General features: G+C 57.8%; 14 protein-coding genes. 8 read left to right on the forward strand and 6 right to left on the reverse strand.

Translation table 11 applies throughout. The annotated features are described in order from the left end of the window. Positions 1–32: 32 nt before the first annotated feature. From GOW09_RS07680 to GOW09_RS07695, 4 genes are read left to right on the forward strand one after another with little or no spacing between them, the layout of a single operon-like run. Positions 33–980, forward strand: a complete 948-nt coding sequence (locus GOW09_RS07680; protein ID WP_171117079.1) for an ABC transporter permease — start codon at positions 33–35, stop codon at positions 978–980. Then, on the forward strand, positions 977–1,792 hold the full coding sequence (locus tag GOW09_RS07685) for an ABC transporter permease (protein WP_171117081.1): 816 nt from the start codon (positions 977–979) through the stop codon (positions 1,790–1,792). Before GOW09_RS07680 ends, GOW09_RS07685 begins: the two co-directional genes overlap by 4 nt. Beyond that, the gene (locus tag GOW09_RS07690) at positions 1,789–3,444 is read left to right on the forward strand and encodes an ABC transporter ATP-binding protein (protein ID WP_171117083.1); all 1,656 of its coding nucleotides are present in this window, start codon (positions 1,789–1,791) and stop codon (positions 3,442–3,444) included. The genes GOW09_RS07685 and GOW09_RS07690 overlap by 4 nt, the downstream gene beginning before the upstream one ends. Continuing rightward, the gene (locus GOW09_RS07695; protein ID WP_171117085.1) at positions 3,422–4,873 is read left to right on the forward strand and encodes an aldehyde dehydrogenase family protein; all 1,452 of its coding nucleotides are present in this window, start codon (positions 3,422–3,424) and stop codon (positions 4,871–4,873) included. Before GOW09_RS07690 ends, GOW09_RS07695 begins: the two co-directional genes overlap by 23 nt. Positions 4,874–4,889: 16 nt before the next feature. Here GOW09_RS07695 and GOW09_RS07700 read toward each other — a convergent pair whose 3' ends face one another. Both GOW09_RS07700 and pncB read right to left on the reverse strand, forming a co-directional pair. Beyond that, positions 4,890–6,050 (reverse strand): hypothetical protein, encoded by a 1,161-nt coding sequence (locus GOW09_RS07700; protein WP_171117087.1) that lies wholly within the window; start codon positions 6,048–6,050, stop codon positions 4,890–4,892. Between the two features lie 87 nt (positions 6,051–6,137). Further along, positions 6,138–7,430: a nicotinate phosphoribosyltransferase gene (gene pncB, locus GOW09_RS07705; RefSeq protein WP_152459437.1), complete on the reverse strand. Its 1,293-nt coding sequence runs from the start codon at positions 7,428–7,430 to the stop codon at positions 6,138–6,140. A gap of 164 nt (positions 7,431–7,594) precedes the next feature. Between pncB and GOW09_RS07710 the strand changes: the two genes are divergently transcribed. Next, positions 7,595–8,125 (forward strand): hypothetical protein, encoded by a 531-nt coding sequence (locus tag GOW09_RS07710; RefSeq protein ID WP_171117089.1) that lies wholly within the window; start codon positions 7,595–7,597, stop codon positions 8,123–8,125. On the opposite strand, the gene pncA is transcribed toward GOW09_RS07710, so the two are convergent. Then, positions 8,122–8,715 carry a bifunctional nicotinamidase/pyrazinamidase gene (gene pncA / locus GOW09_RS07715; RefSeq protein WP_171117091.1) on the reverse strand — a complete coding sequence of 198 codons (594 nt, stop codon included), beginning with the start codon at positions 8,713–8,715 and terminating at the stop codon, positions 8,122–8,124. The two genes, GOW09_RS07710 and pncA, sit on opposite strands and share 4 nt — an antisense overlap. A 96-nt stretch (positions 8,716–8,811) precedes the next feature. Here pncA and GOW09_RS07720 point away from each other — a divergent pair, with 96 nt between their 5' ends. After that, on the forward strand, positions 8,812–9,717 hold the full coding sequence (locus GOW09_RS07720; protein ID WP_171117094.1) for a rhodanese-related sulfurtransferase: 906 nt from the start codon (positions 8,812–8,814) through the stop codon (positions 9,715–9,717). A 65-nt stretch (positions 9,718–9,782) separates the two neighbouring features. Continuing rightward, positions 9,783–10,292 carry a potassium channel family protein gene (locus GOW09_RS07725; RefSeq protein ID WP_152459433.1) on the forward strand — a complete coding sequence of 170 codons (510 nt, stop codon included), beginning with the start codon at positions 9,783–9,785 and terminating at the stop codon, positions 10,290–10,292. Between the two features lie 7 nt (positions 10,293–10,299). On the opposite strand, the gene GOW09_RS07730 is transcribed toward GOW09_RS07725, so the two are convergent. Then, positions 10,300–10,629 carry a hypothetical protein gene (locus GOW09_RS07730; protein WP_171117096.1) on the reverse strand — a complete coding sequence of 110 codons (330 nt, stop codon included), beginning with the start codon at positions 10,627–10,629 and terminating at the stop codon, positions 10,300–10,302. 187 nt (positions 10,630–10,816) lie between these two features. On the opposite strand from GOW09_RS07730, the gene betB reads away from it, so the two are divergent. After that, the gene (betB, locus tag GOW09_RS07735; protein ID WP_171117098.1) at positions 10,817–12,271 is read left to right on the forward strand and encodes a betaine-aldehyde dehydrogenase; all 1,455 of its coding nucleotides are present in this window, start codon (positions 10,817–10,819) and stop codon (positions 12,269–12,271) included. 590 nt (positions 12,272–12,861) lie between these two features. Here the strand turns inward: betB and GOW09_RS07740 are convergent. Continuing rightward, positions 12,862–14,997, reverse strand: a complete 2,136-nt coding sequence (locus GOW09_RS07740; RefSeq protein WP_171117100.1) for a hypothetical protein — start codon at positions 14,995–14,997, stop codon at positions 12,862–12,864. After that, positions 14,994–15,863: a flagellar motor stator protein MotA gene (motA, locus tag GOW09_RS07745; protein WP_152459429.1), complete on the reverse strand. Its 870-nt coding sequence runs from the start codon at positions 15,861–15,863 to the stop codon at positions 14,994–14,996. The genes GOW09_RS07740 and motA overlap by 4 nt, the downstream gene beginning before the upstream one ends. Positions 15,864–15,877: the final 14 nt, after the last annotated feature.

Genomic DNA, 15,877 nt, shown 5'->3' on the forward strand with positions numbered 1-15,877 from the left:
CCCGTGCCTGATGTGACCCTAACGTGGTGCCAATGCTCCGCTACGTCCTCAAACGACTGATTTCCTTGCTTGTCAGCCTGGCCGTCGCCTCGGTGGTCATCTTCGCCGTGATCGAGGTTGCCCCGGGTGATCCGGCCTCGTTCATGCTGGGCGTCAATGCGCAGGAGGACACGCTGGCGGCGCTGCGGGCCGAGCTGGGCCTGGATGGGTCAAAGATACAGCGCTATTTCCACTGGGTTGGCGGCATGCTGGTGGGCGATTTCGGCACCTCATACACCTATCGCACACCGGTGTCGCAGATGATCGCTGACCGGCTGTGGGTGTCGTTGCCCCTGGCACTTTATGCGCTGACGCTGTCCACGTTGATCGCCTTTCCCGCCGGAATCTATGCCGCTGCGCGTCGGGGCAAACCGGGGGACCTTGCAGTGATGGGGGCGACGCAGCTTGGCATCGCAGTCCCGAACTTCTGGTTCGCGATGATGCTTGTGCTGATCTTCGCCATCAATCTGCGCTGGTTCAATGCGGGCGGGTTTGCCGGTTGGAACGACGGTCTGTGGGTCGGCCTGCATTCCCTGACCCTGCCTGCCGTGGCTCTTGCCTTGCCACAGGCGGCGATTCTGGCGCGCGTCATGCGGTCGGCCTTGCTGGACATTCTGGGTGAGGATTTCATGCGCACGGCTCGGGCCAAGGGCCTGTCCCGTCGTCAGGCCCTTTGGCGGCATGGGGTACGAAATGCGCTGATTCCGGTGCTGACCATCATCGGCTTGCAGTTTTCCTTTCTGCTGGCGGGATCGATCATCATCGAACAGGTGTTCTATCTGCCGGGCCTCGGGCGGCTGGTGTTTCAGGCCATTTCTGCCCGAGACCTCATCGTCGTGGAATCGGTCGTGATGCTGCTGGTCTTCGCCGTGATAACGGTCAATTTCCTTGTCGATCTTGCTTATGCGGCCGTGGACCCACGACTGAGGAGCAGGACATGAACCGGAACCTGATCCTTGGGGCCTTGTTGTCGTCGCTGGTGGTTCTGGCCGCGTTGGTCTCGTTCATCTGGACCCCCTACGACCATGCCGCGCTGGACATTCCCAATAAATTGCAGCCACCAAACGGGCAGCATTGGTTTGGGACCGATCATTTCGGCCGCGACATGTTCTCGATGATCATGGTCGGTGCGCGTACGTCGATTGCGGTGGCGTTGGTGGCTGTCGGCATCGGCATGGCACTTGGCGTTCCTCTTGGCCTGGCGGCGGCCGCGCGCAAAGGCTCATGGCTGGATGAGGTCATCATGCGTGGCAACGATCTGGTCTTCGCTTTCCCTTCGCTGGTGATCGCCATCCTGATCACGGCCGTCTATGGCGCCGGAGCGATCAACGCCATTGTTGCGATCGGTATTTTCAACATCCCCGTCTTTGCCCGTATCACCCGCGGGGCTGCTTTGTCGCTTTGGGAGAGAGAGTTCATCCTCGCCGCCCGTGTGTCGGGCAAAGGGGCCGCGCGGATATCGGCTGAACATATTCTGCCCAACGTGGCCAATCTGCTGATCGTGCAGGGGACCATCCAGTTCAGCCTTGGCATTCTGGCCGAAGCGGGCCTGTCATATGTAGGTTTGGGCGCTCAACCTCCGACGCCCAGCTGGGGCCGGATGCTGGCAGACGCACAGACGATGGTCAGTTTTGCCCCGCATTTGGCTCTGATTCCGGGTCTGTCGATCATCGTCACGGTGCTGGGTCTGAACCTGTTGGGCGACGGAATGCGGGACTGGCTGGATCCCCGGATCAGGGTGGCGCGGGCATGAGTTTGTTGCAGATTGAAAACCTGTCGCTGACGATCCACGGGATACCGATTCTGAAACAGGTCAGCTTGTCGATCGACCCCGGCCAGATCGTGGCGGTGACGGGTGAAAGCGGCTCGGGCAAATCGATGACCGCATTGGCGGTGATGCAACTGCTGCCGCATGGGACCAGTACGGAAGGTGCGATCTGGCTGGACGGTCAGGATCTGTTGACACGGTCAGAGCTCGATTTGTGCGCCTTGCGCGGCGCGTCTTTGGGGATGGTGTTTCAGGAACCGATGACAGCGCTCAATCCGGTGAAAACCATCGGTGACCAGGTGATGGAGACGATCCTGATCCACAAGGCGATGCCCCCGACTCAGGCCCGAACACGCGCCAAAGAGGTGCTGACCCGCGTCGGCCTGCCGCCTGATCGGTTCCCCCTTTCCCGCTATCCGCACGAACTGTCCGGTGGGCAACGGCAACGCGTGGTCATTGCCATGGCCATCGCTCTGCGCCCCAGGCTGCTGATCGCGGACGAGCCGACGACAGCGCTGGACGTCACGACACAGGCGCAGATCCTCGACCTGCTCAAGGGGCTGGTGCGCGAATATGACATGGGGCTGCTGATGATCACCCATGATCTGGCCGTTGTCTCTGATATGGCGGACCAGATCATCGTCATGCGCCACGGAGAAGTGGTTGAAAGCGGGGCCACACAGCACCTGCTGCGTCACATGCAACACCCTTATACCCGAATGCTGTTCGAGGCGTCTGGCCATCAGGTCACTTTGCCGGAACCCGCGCGACCGCAAACGTTGCTGGAGGTAAGCCAGGTTGTCCGGGATTATCGCCTGCCCCGAAAAGGCCTGTTGGACGCGCCGCGCCATCACCGGGCAGTGGATGGTGTCAGTTTTTCACTCAACCGAGGCGAGCGGTTGGGTTTGGTTGGGGAATCCGGATGCGGAAAATCGACCCTAACAAGGGCAATTTTGGGCTTGGAGGAGGTTCAGTCCGGTCAAATCCAGCTGGGTGGTCAGCCGGTATTCACCGGTCACAAACCCAACCTTGCCGTGCGTCGGAGGATGCAGGTTGTGTTTCAGGACCCATATGGCAGCTTCAACCCCCGCCACCGTGTCGCGCGCCTGATCACCGAGCCTTTCCACCTGCTGGACACCCCGCCCACCGGATCAGATCGACAGGATCGGATCTCGGAAATACTGACGGCCGTCGGCCTCGGCCCCGACGACGCGGGCAAGTACATCCACGAATTCTCGGGCGGGCAACGGCAACGGATCGCCATTGCGCGCGCCCTGATCATCCGGCCTGATCTGATCCTGTTCGACGAGGCGGTTTCGGCGCTTGACGTTTCGGTCCGTGCTCAGATCCTCGATCTGCTCGCTGAACTGTGCGACGCCTATGACCTGACCTATCTGTTCATCAGCCATGACCTGAGCGTTGTCCGCACGATCACGGACCGTGTGCTTGTGATGCAGTCCGGGCGGATCGTCGAACAGGGTCAGACCAAGCAGGTGTTCGAAGATCCGCAACATCCCTATACGCAAACCCTGATTGCCGCTGCGCCCCGGTTGCCCGAGATAAGGCCACTGATGGCATATAGTTCCCTGTTAGAGCCTGATTGGAGGCCCCAAAATGACCCAGAAGATTTGGTTTGATCCCACCTTGTGCCTGATCGGCGGGCGCTGGAGCCAGGCGGCTGCGGGCGGAAGTCTGCCCTTGATCAACCCTTCGGACGGGACCGAGATCTGCCGGATCGCCCGAGGGTCCGAGGCGGATATCGACGCGGCGGTACAAGCCGCCCGTTCTGCGTTGAATGGTGATTGGGGGCGAAAGACGGCGTTGGAACGCGGCCGCATCCTGACCCGGCTGGGCCAGCTGGTGCTGGAACGGGTGGACGACCTGGCGCGGCTTGAGGCGATGGATGTCGGCAAACCGCTGACACAGGCCCGGGCAGACGCGGTCGCCCTGGCGCGCTATTGCGAGTTCTACGGCGGCGCGGCGGATAAGGTGATGGGTGAGACCATTCCCTATCTCGATGGCTACACCGTCTATACCCTGCGCGAACCACATGGGGTGACGGGCCATATCGTGCCGTGGAACTATCCGATGCAGATTATCGGGCGTTCGGTCGGGGCGGCGTTGGCCATGGGCAACGCCTGTGTTCTGAAACCGGCGGAAGAGGCCTGTTTGACCGCGTTGGCCTTTGCCCATCTTGCGCAACAGGCCGGGCTGCCGGCCGGTGCTTTGAATGTCGTGCCCGGTCTGGGGGCCGAGGCGGGTGCGGCGTTGTCCGGACATTCGGGTGTAAACCACATCTCGTTCACCGGTTCTGTTGCCACAGGGGCACTTGTGCAGCAGGCGGCGGGGCGCAACGTGGTGCCCGTGACGCTGGAACTGGGCGGGAAATCCCCGCAATTGGTTTTCGACGATGCCGATCTGGATGCGGCGCTGCCGTTTCTGGTGAATGCGGGTATCCAAAATGCGGGCCAGACCTGTTCGGCCTCGTCCCGGATCCTGGTGCAGCGGGGCATTTATGAGCAGGTCAGATCGCGCATGTCTCAGGCCTATGAAGAACTGACCGTCGGCCCGGCGATGCGGGATCTGCGGGTTGGGCCGTTGATCTCGGAGCGGCAGAGACAGATTGTCAGGGGCTTCCTGAAAACCGCCACGGACCTGACGATCGCTGCGCAGGGACAGATTGTCGAAGACGCGCCAGAGACCGGAGCCTATGTCCGGCCCACTTTGTTCGCAGACGTGCCGCCAGATCATCAGTTGGCACAGGACGAAATTTTCGGCCCGGTTCAGGTTCTGATCCCTTTCGACACCGAAGAACAGGCTCTGACCATAGCGAATAGTACAGAGTACGGCCTGGTCGCCAGCGTCTGGACGCGGGATGGCGCGCGGCAGATGCGGTTGGCGAAAGCGCTGCACTCGGGTCAGGTTTTCATCAACAACTACGGTGCAGGCGGTGGTGTTGAACTGCCGTTTGGCGGGGTGGGAAAATCCGGCCATGGCCGCGAAAAAGGGTTCGAAGCTTTGTACGGCTTTTCACAGTTGAAGACAGTTGCCGCGTTTCACGGATAACATTTCCCCAGGCAATTCAGATCAGCTTTGCTTCCAATGTATGATTGCCCCAAATCTGTGATGTCCGCGTGGCAGAATGCCCACTGAACCAACCTCCGACGACCTCATCGGCAACGTTGGCACTGGCGGGGAACTTTTGTCTTCCGCCATCTGCCAGTATCACCAGGTCAAACCAAACCCGAACAGAATACGGCACATTGATCCGGCCTGAATTCAGGTTGTACTTGTGCCAGTGTACCGGGCAGCTCAAGAAAACGACCTTGTTGAAATGTGCCCCCATCTCGGCGGCTTTCATGACGACATTGCAGCCGTGGCTGTGGGCAACCACATCGCAGCCGTGATAAGCCTCAAGATCTATCCAGTTTTTCAAGTGTTTGGCAGCAATATGTCGGCCGCGGTCGGACCACCGGCCCTCCCATTCATAGTAGTTCTGCCCTGAAAAGATGTCGTTGCGATGCGGCCTGATGTAATTGTGCAGATCTCCGACATGGGGATAGTACCATGTAGGGTCGGGATTGACTTCGAAGTGAGTGCCATGAACCAGAAGCAACCCCGGCGCACCGGCTTTCTGTTGCGCGGGCGCCGGTGGAACCTTCGAACCCGGCGGGTCTGAAATCAGAGCGGACGACAGCACAGTAAGCAAATCTTGCGAGAGCGGCTCCAACTGCGCCCAACGTGCCATAAACACACCAAGCCAAAGACGTGGCGGAAAAGATTCCGGCGAATACAGTTTGAGGCACGAACTCAGTGCGGCAAGAGCAACAATTGAATCAGGGGCCGCCAGCCCAAGCTTCAAAGCAGCGTCAATATGTTCGACGCTCGGCTGTTCTTCTGCTGCTCTGATCGCCTCGAACAAACGTTGGTAATACCCCTCAGGCTCTGGCGAAGTAAGCAGGTCAACGGGCCTTAGATCACCGGGGTCATCAAAGAAACGCATGTATTCGTGGGCGGATGTTTGGCGGTCGTCAATTGGCCGGAATCCGAGCATAACAAGCTGTTTGGACAGAACGGCATCGTCGGTTTCTTCCCAATCGCGGCCCAACAGTAAAAGGTCGCTGTCATCGCCTTCGGCTTGCAGAAACTGCGCGCGGGATATCAGGTATGCGGCGTAGGAAAAAAGTGAAAGCTCATCCCGGGATCCGCCGGTATCGTAGAAGTTCTTTGGTTCAAAAATCATTTTATCTCAACCTTAATGTTCAATGGGAATGCCTTCCAAAATAGCATCAGGTGAGTTGCCGATAAATGATGAATGCGCCGCCGTGGTTCAGACGATCACCTCGATCGCCTTTTGCGCTCCGACGCCGAACACCCGCTTGTAGCGTTCGATCTGGTCCTCCGGACCCATAGCCTTTTCCGGGTTGTCTGACAGTTTGACCGTCGGGCGGCCATTGGCGGATACCGCTTTGCAGACCAATGAGAACGGCGCCAGCGCGTCATTGGGGACGAGTCCGCGAAAATCGTTGGTCAGCAAGGTTCCCCAACCGAAGGAAATATTGGCGCGGCCCGCGAACTGGGCATGCAATTCCTGAATTTTCTCGACATCCAGACCATCAGAGAAGATGATCCGCTTCCCTGTCGGGTCTTCGCCGCGTGCGTTCCACCAGTCTATTGCGACCTCGGCCGCTGCTGCCGGGTCTCCGCTGTCGATGCGAATTCCGGTCCATCCCGCCAACCAGTCAGGAGCATTGTCCAGAAACCCCTTGGTGCCATAGGTGTCGGGCAGGATGATGCGGAGGTTGCCGTCATGCTCGTCATGCCAGTCGCTGAGCACGTCATAAGGCGCCTGCGCCAACGCTTCATCCGTATCTGCCAGCGCGGAATAGACCATGGGCAGTTCATGCGCATTGGTGCCGATGGCCTCGACCTCGCGTCGCATGGCGATCAGGCAGTTTGAAGTTCCGGTAAAGGATGCGCCCAGCCCTTCGATCATCGCCTGCACGCACCAATCCTGCCACAGGAAGGAATGCCGCCGTCTGGTGCCGAAATCCGCGATCCCAAGCCCGTTTATCGAGCTCAACTTTTCGATCTTTTCCCAAACCCGGGTCATCGCGCGGGCGTAAAGCACCTGCAATTCGAACCGGCGCATGTCGTTCAGAACCGCGCGCGAGCGCAGTTCCATCAACACCGCCAGTGCGGGAATTTCCCACAGCATGACCTCGTGCCACTTGCCTTCAAAGGTCAGTTCAAATTGGTCACCTTTGCGTTCAAGGTGATAGGGCGGCAGGCGCAAATTCTCGAACCACTCCATGAAGTCAGAGCGGAACATCTGCCGTTTTCCATAGAACATGTTGCCGCGCAGCCAGGTGCTTTCCCCACGGCTGAGGCTGAGAGAGCGGATGTGATCTAGCTGTTCCCGCAGCTCGCCTTCATCGATCAAACGCGCCAGAGGTACGTGATTCGACCGGTTGATCAACGAAAAAACGACATCTGTTTGAGGCTTGTTTCGAAACACTGACTGGCACATCAGCAGTTTGTAGAAATCAGTATCGATCAAAGACCGTACAATCGGGTCAATCTTCCATTTGTGATTGTAGACGCGGGTCGCGATGTCGACCATGGGGAACTCCTGCGATTTCCGTAGTTAGATCAATCGACTCTGGAAATAGCAAGAGTCACTGATTTGGTGACAATGCCAGTTTGACGTCACAATACCGGCATATTGTGCATTGTTTTTACCGGTTAGTGAGAAGAGGGGATGGAAAGTCGAAACTGAGTTTGTGAATGGGTATCGAGTACGATTTTGATATTGTTAACGTAGCGCTGGAAGATCTGGACCCTGAAAAGCTGGGGTCTGCCTCTGATACGGAACGCCAGGTATGTGCTGTGTTCCGCGATATCAGAGCCGCGGACGCGTTGCGTGGAACATCGCCGAAAATCCGCAAGATTTTCATGGATGCCGGATTCAGCCTCGAGTCGCGCAACAGCGGCATCGTGCCTGGTGTGTTTCCAGCCGAAGATCAGGCGGATCGGGTGCGAATTCTGCGGTCGCTGTTTGAAAACATCAGGGCGCGTGGAATTCAGGGTGAATATTGCGGCGATTTCAACCTTTGGGATTTCCTGCACTACGTGCGAACGGCGCAGCCCATGGCGGGGATCGTACGCAGCCGGCCGATGCCCGTTCCGTCACCACCGTCAAGCCAGACCAACCCGGAACGTCGGACGATACCAGGGCGCATTGGGTTCGCGCTGGGTCTGGCGGTTGTTCTGTTCGTGATGATCAAGCTTTTGGCTGCCGCAGGGGCCACACCTTAGGTCAAAGCGACTCCGGCGTCCCGCATCGCCTGCTCGGCGGCTGCCAGCGAACCGTCCATGTCAATCGCGCGACAGGCACCCATGCGAACCGTGACGTCGAAACCCAACCTGGCGGCATCTACCGCGGAATAACGCACGCAGTAATCGGTGGCCAATCCCACAAGGGTCAAACGGTCGATGCCTCGTGTATCCAAATAGCCTTTAAGGCCTGTCGGTGTCTGGTGGTCATTCTCGAAGAACGCGGAATAGCTGTCGATGGCACTGCGGAATCCCTTGCGAAGGATCAGGTCGCCATCCGTGCGCAATTCGGGATGAAACCCGGCGCCGCGCGTGCCCTGCACGCAGTGGTCGGGCCACAGAACCTGTGGGCCATAGGGCATGTCGACCAGGTCGAACGGGTTTTTGCCATCGTGGGAACTGGCAAACGAAGAATGCCCCGCCGGATGCCAGTCCTGAGTCAGGATCACGGCATCGAATTCATCCATCATGGCGTTTATCGGTGCGACGATCTCGTCCCCTTCTGCCACGGCCAGTGCCCCACCTGGGCAGAAGTCGTTCTGGACATCGATCACGAGCAGAGCATGGGTCATGGCGGCCTCCTTTTACCGCTCTATCGGTAGGCGGCGGCGCGCGGGGCGTCAATGCAATCCCTTGCGACTCTGGGTCTGCAAAGGTAGATCGCGCATATGTACACAATCGCTGCCCTCTATCACTTTACACGTTTCGCGGACCCGGCCGCGTTGCGCGACCCCTTGCTGGACCTGTGCCGCGCGCAGTCTGTCACAGGTACGCTGCTGCTTGCCCAGGAAGGGATCAACGGCACAATCGCCGGCCCGCGGACCGGAATTGACGCCGTGCTGTCATATATCCGATCCTTGCCCGGTTGCGCTGATCTGGAGTGGAAAGAAGCGACCTCGGACCACCCGCCTTTCGGCAAGATGAAGGTGCGGTTGAAGAAAGAGATCGTGACCATGGGCCAGCCCGACGTGGACCCGCGCGCTCGCGTCGGCAACTATGTCGACCCGCAGGAGTGGAATGACCTGATCCGCTCTGACGATGTGGTTTTGATCGACACGCGAAACGATTACGAAGTGGCAATCGGGACGTTTGAAGGCGCAATAGACCCTGAAACGGCCAGTTTCCGCGATTTCCCGGCATGGTGGGAACAGAACAAGGACCGCTTTCACAACAAGCGGGTCGCCATGTTCTGCACGGGCGGTATCCGTTGCGAGAAATCCACCAACTACCTGTTGGGGCAGGGGGTCGAAGATGTCTATCACCTCAAAGGCGGTATCCTGCGATATCTTGAGGAAATCCCCGCCGAAGACAGTTCCTGGCAGGGTGAATGCTTTGTTTTCGACAATCGCGTTTCGGTTGGCCACGGGCTTGTTGAAGGGCCGCACAAGCTTTGTCATGGATGCCGGCGTCCTATCCTGCCCGAGGATATGAAGCGCCCGGAATACGAGCACGGCGTTTCATGCCATCAATGCATCGATGAGACGTCAGATGCTGACAAAATGCGCTTTCGCGAGCGGCAAAAGCAGATCCTGCTGGCGCGGGAACGGGGTGAGGCGCATCTGCGGCAGGATTGAATTCGGGTTGCGGGCGATGCCTTTAGGTCGGATGATTGCCCGAAGACCGGATTGAAGGGGCGTTCATGCACCGCAAACCCACGACATTGGACGAATGGAAATCGACGCTGATTGCGGCACTGGGGCTGGTCCTTGCTAGCTTCCTGGCTTGGTATGGCCTGTCCCGCCTGAGCGAGGCGGCTGCGGGCGATACGATTGGCACAGTCGCCTCGATCGGGTTGTTGATCTGGTTGGTGTCACAATCCTGGTATTACATGACACAGGTGAAATCGCCCCGCAGGCTTTTGTTTCTGATGGGTGTTTCGTTCATACAGGTCGTTCCATTCCTGTTCGCCGCAGTTTACGGGGCCTTTGGGTATAACGACCACTGTGTCATTGGTGCGCAGGGTCCGGGGGATATCCTGTATTTTTCCTATGTCACCTTTACCACAGTCGGATATGGCGACATGTCCCCGACCGGTCTGTGCCGTGGGCTCGCCGTGTCCGAGGCCGTAACAGGCTATATCCTGCTGGGTATGTTTGTTGCCGCAGCAGTTTCGCTTTATGCCCGCAACCACAATCCGGATAGACCCTAATTCGGGACTATTTGTTGTGATCGATCCAGCGCGACATCATTTTCTTGTCGCGGAAACACTCGGATGGGATCGGGCGGCGCTTGCTGCGTGAAATCCGCTCGGCAAACGCGACTTGTTTTCCCGTCGGGTAATTGTCGAACTGCGAGGTCCCGCGTGGTTTGTGTGCGGAAATCCAGTCAGACAAAAGCCGCCGATCACGCTGTGCCTCAACCGGAATCTCAAGGGCTGACTTCTCGGCAATCGCACGCGCATACCGCATCTGCCGATCGGTGACCGGAAGCAGGTGATAGTCGTTGTTCGGCCCGTTCAGGGCTGTGGGACGTGTTTGCTGGGCCATCGGTTTGTCCTCTGACTACGTAGAACATAAATAGAACATTAACCAAAAATTTCAAGGTTTACGGGGTTCGACAGGCGTAAAGCCGCCCCTTCGATGATTTTATTGACTGGTCAATCAATAACCGATAGGCCGATTTTTGACTGACCATTTGTCCCGTCCTGACGGGTGCGAAAGAAAAGGACACGGTATGAAGTTTCAGCCCCGGGCCAGCCATTTCATTGACGGCGAATATGTCGAAGATACAAACGGCGCGGCCATCGAAGTGATCTATCCCGCTACAGGCGAAGTGATTGCACGGTTGCATTCAGCGACGCCGGCGATCGTGGAACAGGCTCTAAACAGTGCAAAAAACGCTCAGGCAGCATGGGCGGCCCTGTCCGGGACGGAACGTGGCCGCATCCTGCGCCGCGCCTCTGATATCATGCGCGAACGCAACTACGACCTGTCCGTTCTGGAAACCCATGATACCGGCAAGCCGATTCAGGAAACCACAGTGGCCGATGCCACCTCGGGGGCCGATGCGCTGGAGTATTTTGGTGGATTGGCAGCCTCTCTGACTGGCGAGCATATTCCGCTGGGCGGGGGGGATTTCGTCTATACCATCCGCGAGGCGCTGGGCGTGTGCGTCGGGATCGGCGCCTGGAATTACCCCACGCAGATCGCCTGCTGGAAAGGTGCACCTGCACTGGCTTGCGGCAACACGATGGTATTCAAACCTTCGGAAACCACGCCCCTTTCGGCATTGAAAGTGGCCGAAATTCTTGTCGAGGCCGGCGCACCCAAGGGTGTCTACAACGTGATCCAGGGATACGGTGATGTCGGTGCTTCGCTGGTCTCTGATCCGCGCGTGGCCAAGGTCTCTTTGACAGGTTCTGTGCCGACGGGCCGCAAGGTCTATGCTGCTGCTGCGGATGGCATGAAGCATGTGACCATGGAACTTGGAGGCAAATCCCCGATGATCGTCTTTGACGATGCCGACATCGAAAACGCTGTTTCAGGTGCGATCCTGGGCAATTTCTATTCTTCGGGTCAGGTTTGTTCCAACGGCACCCGCGTCTTTGTTCAGAAAAGTATCAAAGAGGCCTTCCTGAGACGTCTCTCGGAACGTCTGGCGCACGCGAAAATCGGCGATCCAATGGACGAGGACGTCAGCTTTGGCCCGATGGTCAGCGAGAACCAGATGAACATCGCCCTGGGCTATATCGAAAAGGGCAAAGCCGAAGGCGCAAGACTGGTTTATGGCGGTGAACGGATCGAAAGAGACGGCTATTTTGTGCAACCCACGGTTTTTGCTGACGTCACGGACAACATGACCATCGCGCGCGAGGAAATCTTTGGCCCCGTCATGTCGGTGCTGGATTTCGAGACCGAGGAAGAGGTGATGGCCCGCGCCAATGACACCGAGTTCGGTCTGGCCGCAGGTGTCTTCACGAATGATCTGACCCGGGCGCATCGAATCGTGGCCGGATTTGAAGCTGGCACTTGCTATATCAACACCTACAACCTTGCCCCGGTTGAAGCGCCGTTTGGTGGATCGAAGATGTCCGGTGTCGGGCGCGAGAACTCGAAACTGGCGATCAATCACTTCTCGGAAATGAAAACCGTCTATGTCTCGATGAATGATGTTGAGGCTCCGTACTGAATCAAGGACGGTTGTCCGCTGTTTTTGACGTCTCTGTTCCCGGTGTCTGACGCCGGGAGCAGGGGAAACGCCAGCCAGTGGTGTGAAATACTGCACTGGCAATACCGATGCCTGTCAGCGTGCCGGAAAAGGCGGGCTTGCAGAATTTGTGTCCAAAGACGTTGCCATCCCAAGCCGGTTGGCCCGGCCTGATGAGGAGACACGTCCGCGATTTCTCTGACCACGGAACTCATTGAAGGTGCGGAACTTTTACCGCCGTATTTCGGATGTGGCGTCTCGTTTTCACGCATCTGCCGCAAATTCCACGGCACCGGTTGCTTTACGGGCGGTCAGCCGTCGTGACCTTTTTGGTTGAGGAACGTGGCCTGAAATTCGGCGGCCTGTTCTTCTGTGTCATGTCTGGAACACAACATCCTTGAAAGAAGTTGGAGCCATGTTTGCATCCCCGCCTGATCGGGTGTTCTGATTGGACCCGCTTTGAAGCAACTGCGCCGGGACTCCCAACGCTGCCAGCGGTTGAAACGCATCGCAGGGTATACCGGGACCGGCGTTCACTTTGCCGGGTGCGGCCGGAACAGTCGCGATATATGTCATTTTACTCCAACTGCGTTCAACATCTCGTCGATCCGCTGGCGGGCCGACTGGCTGTCCTTCAACAGGTTTTCCGCATCCGCCAGCGGTTTTTCCGCCAACCGTTCCGGCAGGTCAGACAAGGCTTGGGTCGTTTGGTTCAATGCCGCGTATTTCCCGCCCGCAGGTTCCAGCCTTTTATCCGATACTCCGGCCAGCCAGAAGTACCGGTTTGCCGCTTCGTTTTGTTCGAGATCTCGGAGCATTTCGCCGGCGGCTGCAAAATCTTCTGTTGAAACCATCGCCTGCGCGCGCAAGGCAATCGCCTCTGCGGAATTGTCATCAGCCAGCTCCAGCAGGGCTTGATGAGGGCGCCCCGACAGCAAAGCGGCCCGAGCCCGCAACCGAGCCCGATCCGAGCGCCGAGACTGATCTTCCGGTTTGTTCGCCAGCGCGAATGTCTGCTGAGCAAAGCCCAGATCAGCAAGACGGCTTGCCAATGCAATTGCAGTATCGGTTGTCAGCACTGCCGTCATGTCTGGCTGCATTACCTCCATCGTCTGGAGTAGAAAGGTTGCGTCATCCGATCTTTCAGCAAGCAATTGCAGATGCCGATTGATCGCGCCGTCACTATCGGGTCCGGGTGGCTGCGCTTTGATCACGTCAAATGCACGGTCGAATTCCTGGCTCAGGCTCAGAGCGATCGCATAGGTGCGGTTCATCATCGGGCCCAGCTCCGATCGCCTGAACTCGACCGCATAAGATGCCGCCAGATCAAGCTCTTGAGAAGAAACAGCTTTGCGTTCAGACCAACGTTTTTCCACCAGGCGCGCCAAAGCCAGCGGAGATTCAGTGGCGGCGTCGGTAGAGGTTATAACCTCGGTCAACAACTCTTCTTCACGGTCACTGTCCCCTTCCGCCTTGGCAACGCTGGCTTTGGCCTGAGCGACACTGGATATCGTTTCCGGTTCAATCCGGTCAACCGAACGAAGGATTCTGCGGGCAGCCTCCAGTTGTTGTGCGCTCACCAGTAATTCTGATAACCGCGGCCCCAGCTGGCGGCGAAGATGATCTGGCAGTCTTGAATACGCGTTTTCGATTGCTTCCACGTTTGCGTCAGGTGCCAGTTCCCCTTCGGACAACACAGCCCAAAGCGCGGCATCGCTGTCACATCGTTGCAGGTCGTTGAATGGATTCCTGGGCAGCGGCGGCCGGTTATCTACAACCCGCGCAATTGCCGCAACGGGTTCGAAGCCCTCTGGCGGCGTCTCCAACAGCCTAAAGACACTCAACGCTTCGGCTCCGAAACCGAAAGAGGCGTAGAGCCTGGCCAGGTTCATGGCCTTTTCGCCGTCAAGTTTGTCAAACTCTTTGTACAGCCCAGAGCGGAGAGCTGATACCTGGTCCAGAAAAGGCGTGTCCCCTGACCAGGACGCAAAATTCATCTCAGCAGTCGAGATGCAGGCCGGTCTGTGGTCAATTGGTTGCAGTTCTGCGTTCAATACATTCTGCAAATCGTCCAGAACCGTGGTCAGACGTACGTTCGAACGCAATCGGGGCGGCACAACGCTTGTACCGGACGGGGCGGTATTGCGTGGCCCGACAGGAGCAAGCTTCAAATCCAGCAACTTGCGATCGGTCCCTTGCAGAAGACGAGTGGACAGCTGGTCTTTTATCCCCTGCTCAGTCATGGTGAGGAGCGGAAGATGCAACCCTGTCTCAACCGATGGCGGTTTGCCTTCGGCCGTTTTTCCGATCAAGGGTGGCGGTACATTCTCAAGAAGCGGCGGCAACAATTCCCCTGGCGCGATGTCCAGTACGATCATCGAGTTTCTGTACAGAAACGCCGACGCCACGCAGTCGCACCCGAACTCCAGCTCCAAAGCGCTGCCGGGGTTTTCCTGCGACAATGAGGCCAGGCGGTTCGTGGTCAAACGCCCAAAAACCGAGCTGGTTTTGAATGTGACATCGTCCAGGGCAATGGTAAGGCTGGCGCCGTTCTTCCGTTGCGCCAGCACCCAGCGGGTGTCCGGTGGCACGTCGAAAACCAGACGTGTGAATCCGTCATGCTCACCGGATCGCACCACCACGTCCTGTGCAGTCACGGCAGATGCAGCCATGACCAAAACCGCAATCAGAAACCCGATGCGCTTCATGCCGCAGCCTGCTTGAGCTCTTTCAATGCGTCTTCCAGCTCGGAAAAGCCCGGGCGGTTATGGGTTGGGGTGTTCTGGCGTCCGACTTCAATGCACATGGCGGCATTGTGGTTGTGCAGGTTGGCCACCAGTACTTCTTTGATCAGCTGATAAAAGTGGTTGTCTTCTTCAACCACGGCTTTCAGTTTGCCTGCGAAGGGGCCGACCAGACCATAGGCCAGAAAAACGCCCAGGAACGTGCCTACCAGGGCACCCCCAATCAGCTTCCCCAGCACTTCGGGCGGCTGATCGATTGATCCCATCGTCTTGATCACGCCCAGAACCGCAGCAACGATCCCCAGCGCGGGCAGGCCGTCTGCTACTGTTTGAAGCGCATGGCTTGAGTGCATGGCGTGATGAAAATTCGCCTCCATGCGCTTCTCCAGAACCTCTTCAACCTGATGCGGATCGTCATAATTCATCGCCGCCGACCGCATGGTGTCACAAATCAGGTCGACGGCCTCCTTGTCTGATTGGATCTTGGGGTATGCGGAAAACAAGCTGGAGTTTTCGGGGTCTTCTATATGCTGCTCGACCTCAACAGGGTTGGCGCGGGCAATGCGGATCAACGAAAACAGAAGGCACAGAAGGTCACGATAGTCTTCGGGCTTCCATTTCGGGCCCTTGAAAACCTTGGCCATGTCTTTGATCGTATGTTTCACGCCGCCCATGTCATTGCTGATCAGAAAGGCTCCTACGGCGGCACCACCGATCATCATCATTTCGAAGGGAAGAGATTTCATGATGATGGTCATCTTGCCACCTGCCGCGAGATAGCCGCCGAAGACCATTACGAAGATGACAACAATTCCAACAATTCCAATCATTTGAGATCTCCAGA

The sequence above is a fragment of the Ruegeria sp. HKCCA5463 genome (assembly GCF_013034175.1).
Taxonomy (GTDB): domain Bacteria; phylum Pseudomonadota; class Alphaproteobacteria; order Rhodobacterales; family Rhodobacteraceae; genus Ruegeria.

Bases quoted from the DNA above. Each gene is read 5' to 3' on its own strand.
- GOW09_RS07685 (WP_171117081.1), top strand. From the start codon at position 977: ATGAACCGGAACCTGATCCTTGGGGCCTTGTTGTCGTCGCTGGTGGTT.
- GOW09_RS07680 (WP_171117079.1), top strand. From the start codon at position 33: ATGCTCCGCTACGTCCTCAAACGACTGATTTCCTTGCTTGTCAGCCTG.
- GOW09_RS07700 (WP_171117087.1), bottom strand. From the start codon at position 6,050: ATGATTTTTGAACCAAAGAACTTCTACGATACCGGCGGATCCCGGGAT.
- GOW09_RS07720 (WP_171117094.1), top strand. From the start codon at position 8,812: ATGTACACAATCGCTGCCCTCTATCACTTTACACGTTTCGCGGACCCG.
- GOW09_RS07740 (WP_171117100.1), bottom strand. From the start codon at position 14,997: ATGAAGCGCATCGGGTTTCTGATTGCGGTTTTGGTCATGGCTGCATCT.
- GOW09_RS07725 (WP_152459433.1), top strand. From the start codon at position 9,783: ATGCACCGCAAACCCACGACATTGGACGAATGGAAATCGACGCTGATT.
- betB (WP_171117098.1), top strand. From the start codon at position 10,817: ATGAAGTTTCAGCCCCGGGCCAGCCATTTCATTGACGGCGAATATGTC.
- GOW09_RS07730 (WP_171117096.1), bottom strand. From the start codon at position 10,629: ATGGCCCAGCAAACACGTCCCACAGCCCTGAACGGGCCGAACAACGAC.
- GOW09_RS07690 (WP_171117083.1), top strand. From the start codon at position 1,789: ATGAGTTTGTTGCAGATTGAAAACCTGTCGCTGACGATCCACGGGATA.
- pncB (WP_152459437.1), bottom strand. From the start codon at position 7,430: ATGGTCGACATCGCGACCCGCGTCTACAATCACAAATGGAAGATTGAC.
- motA (WP_152459429.1), bottom strand. From the start codon at position 15,863: ATGATTGGAATTGTTGGAATTGTTGTCATCTTCGTAATGGTCTTCGGC.
- GOW09_RS07710 (WP_171117089.1), top strand. From the start codon at position 7,595: ATGGGTATCGAGTACGATTTTGATATTGTTAACGTAGCGCTGGAAGAT.
- GOW09_RS07695 (WP_171117085.1), top strand. From the start codon at position 3,422: ATGACCCAGAAGATTTGGTTTGATCCCACCTTGTGCCTGATCGGCGGG.
- pncA (WP_171117091.1), bottom strand. From the start codon at position 8,715: ATGACCCATGCTCTGCTCGTGATCGATGTCCAGAACGACTTCTGCCCA.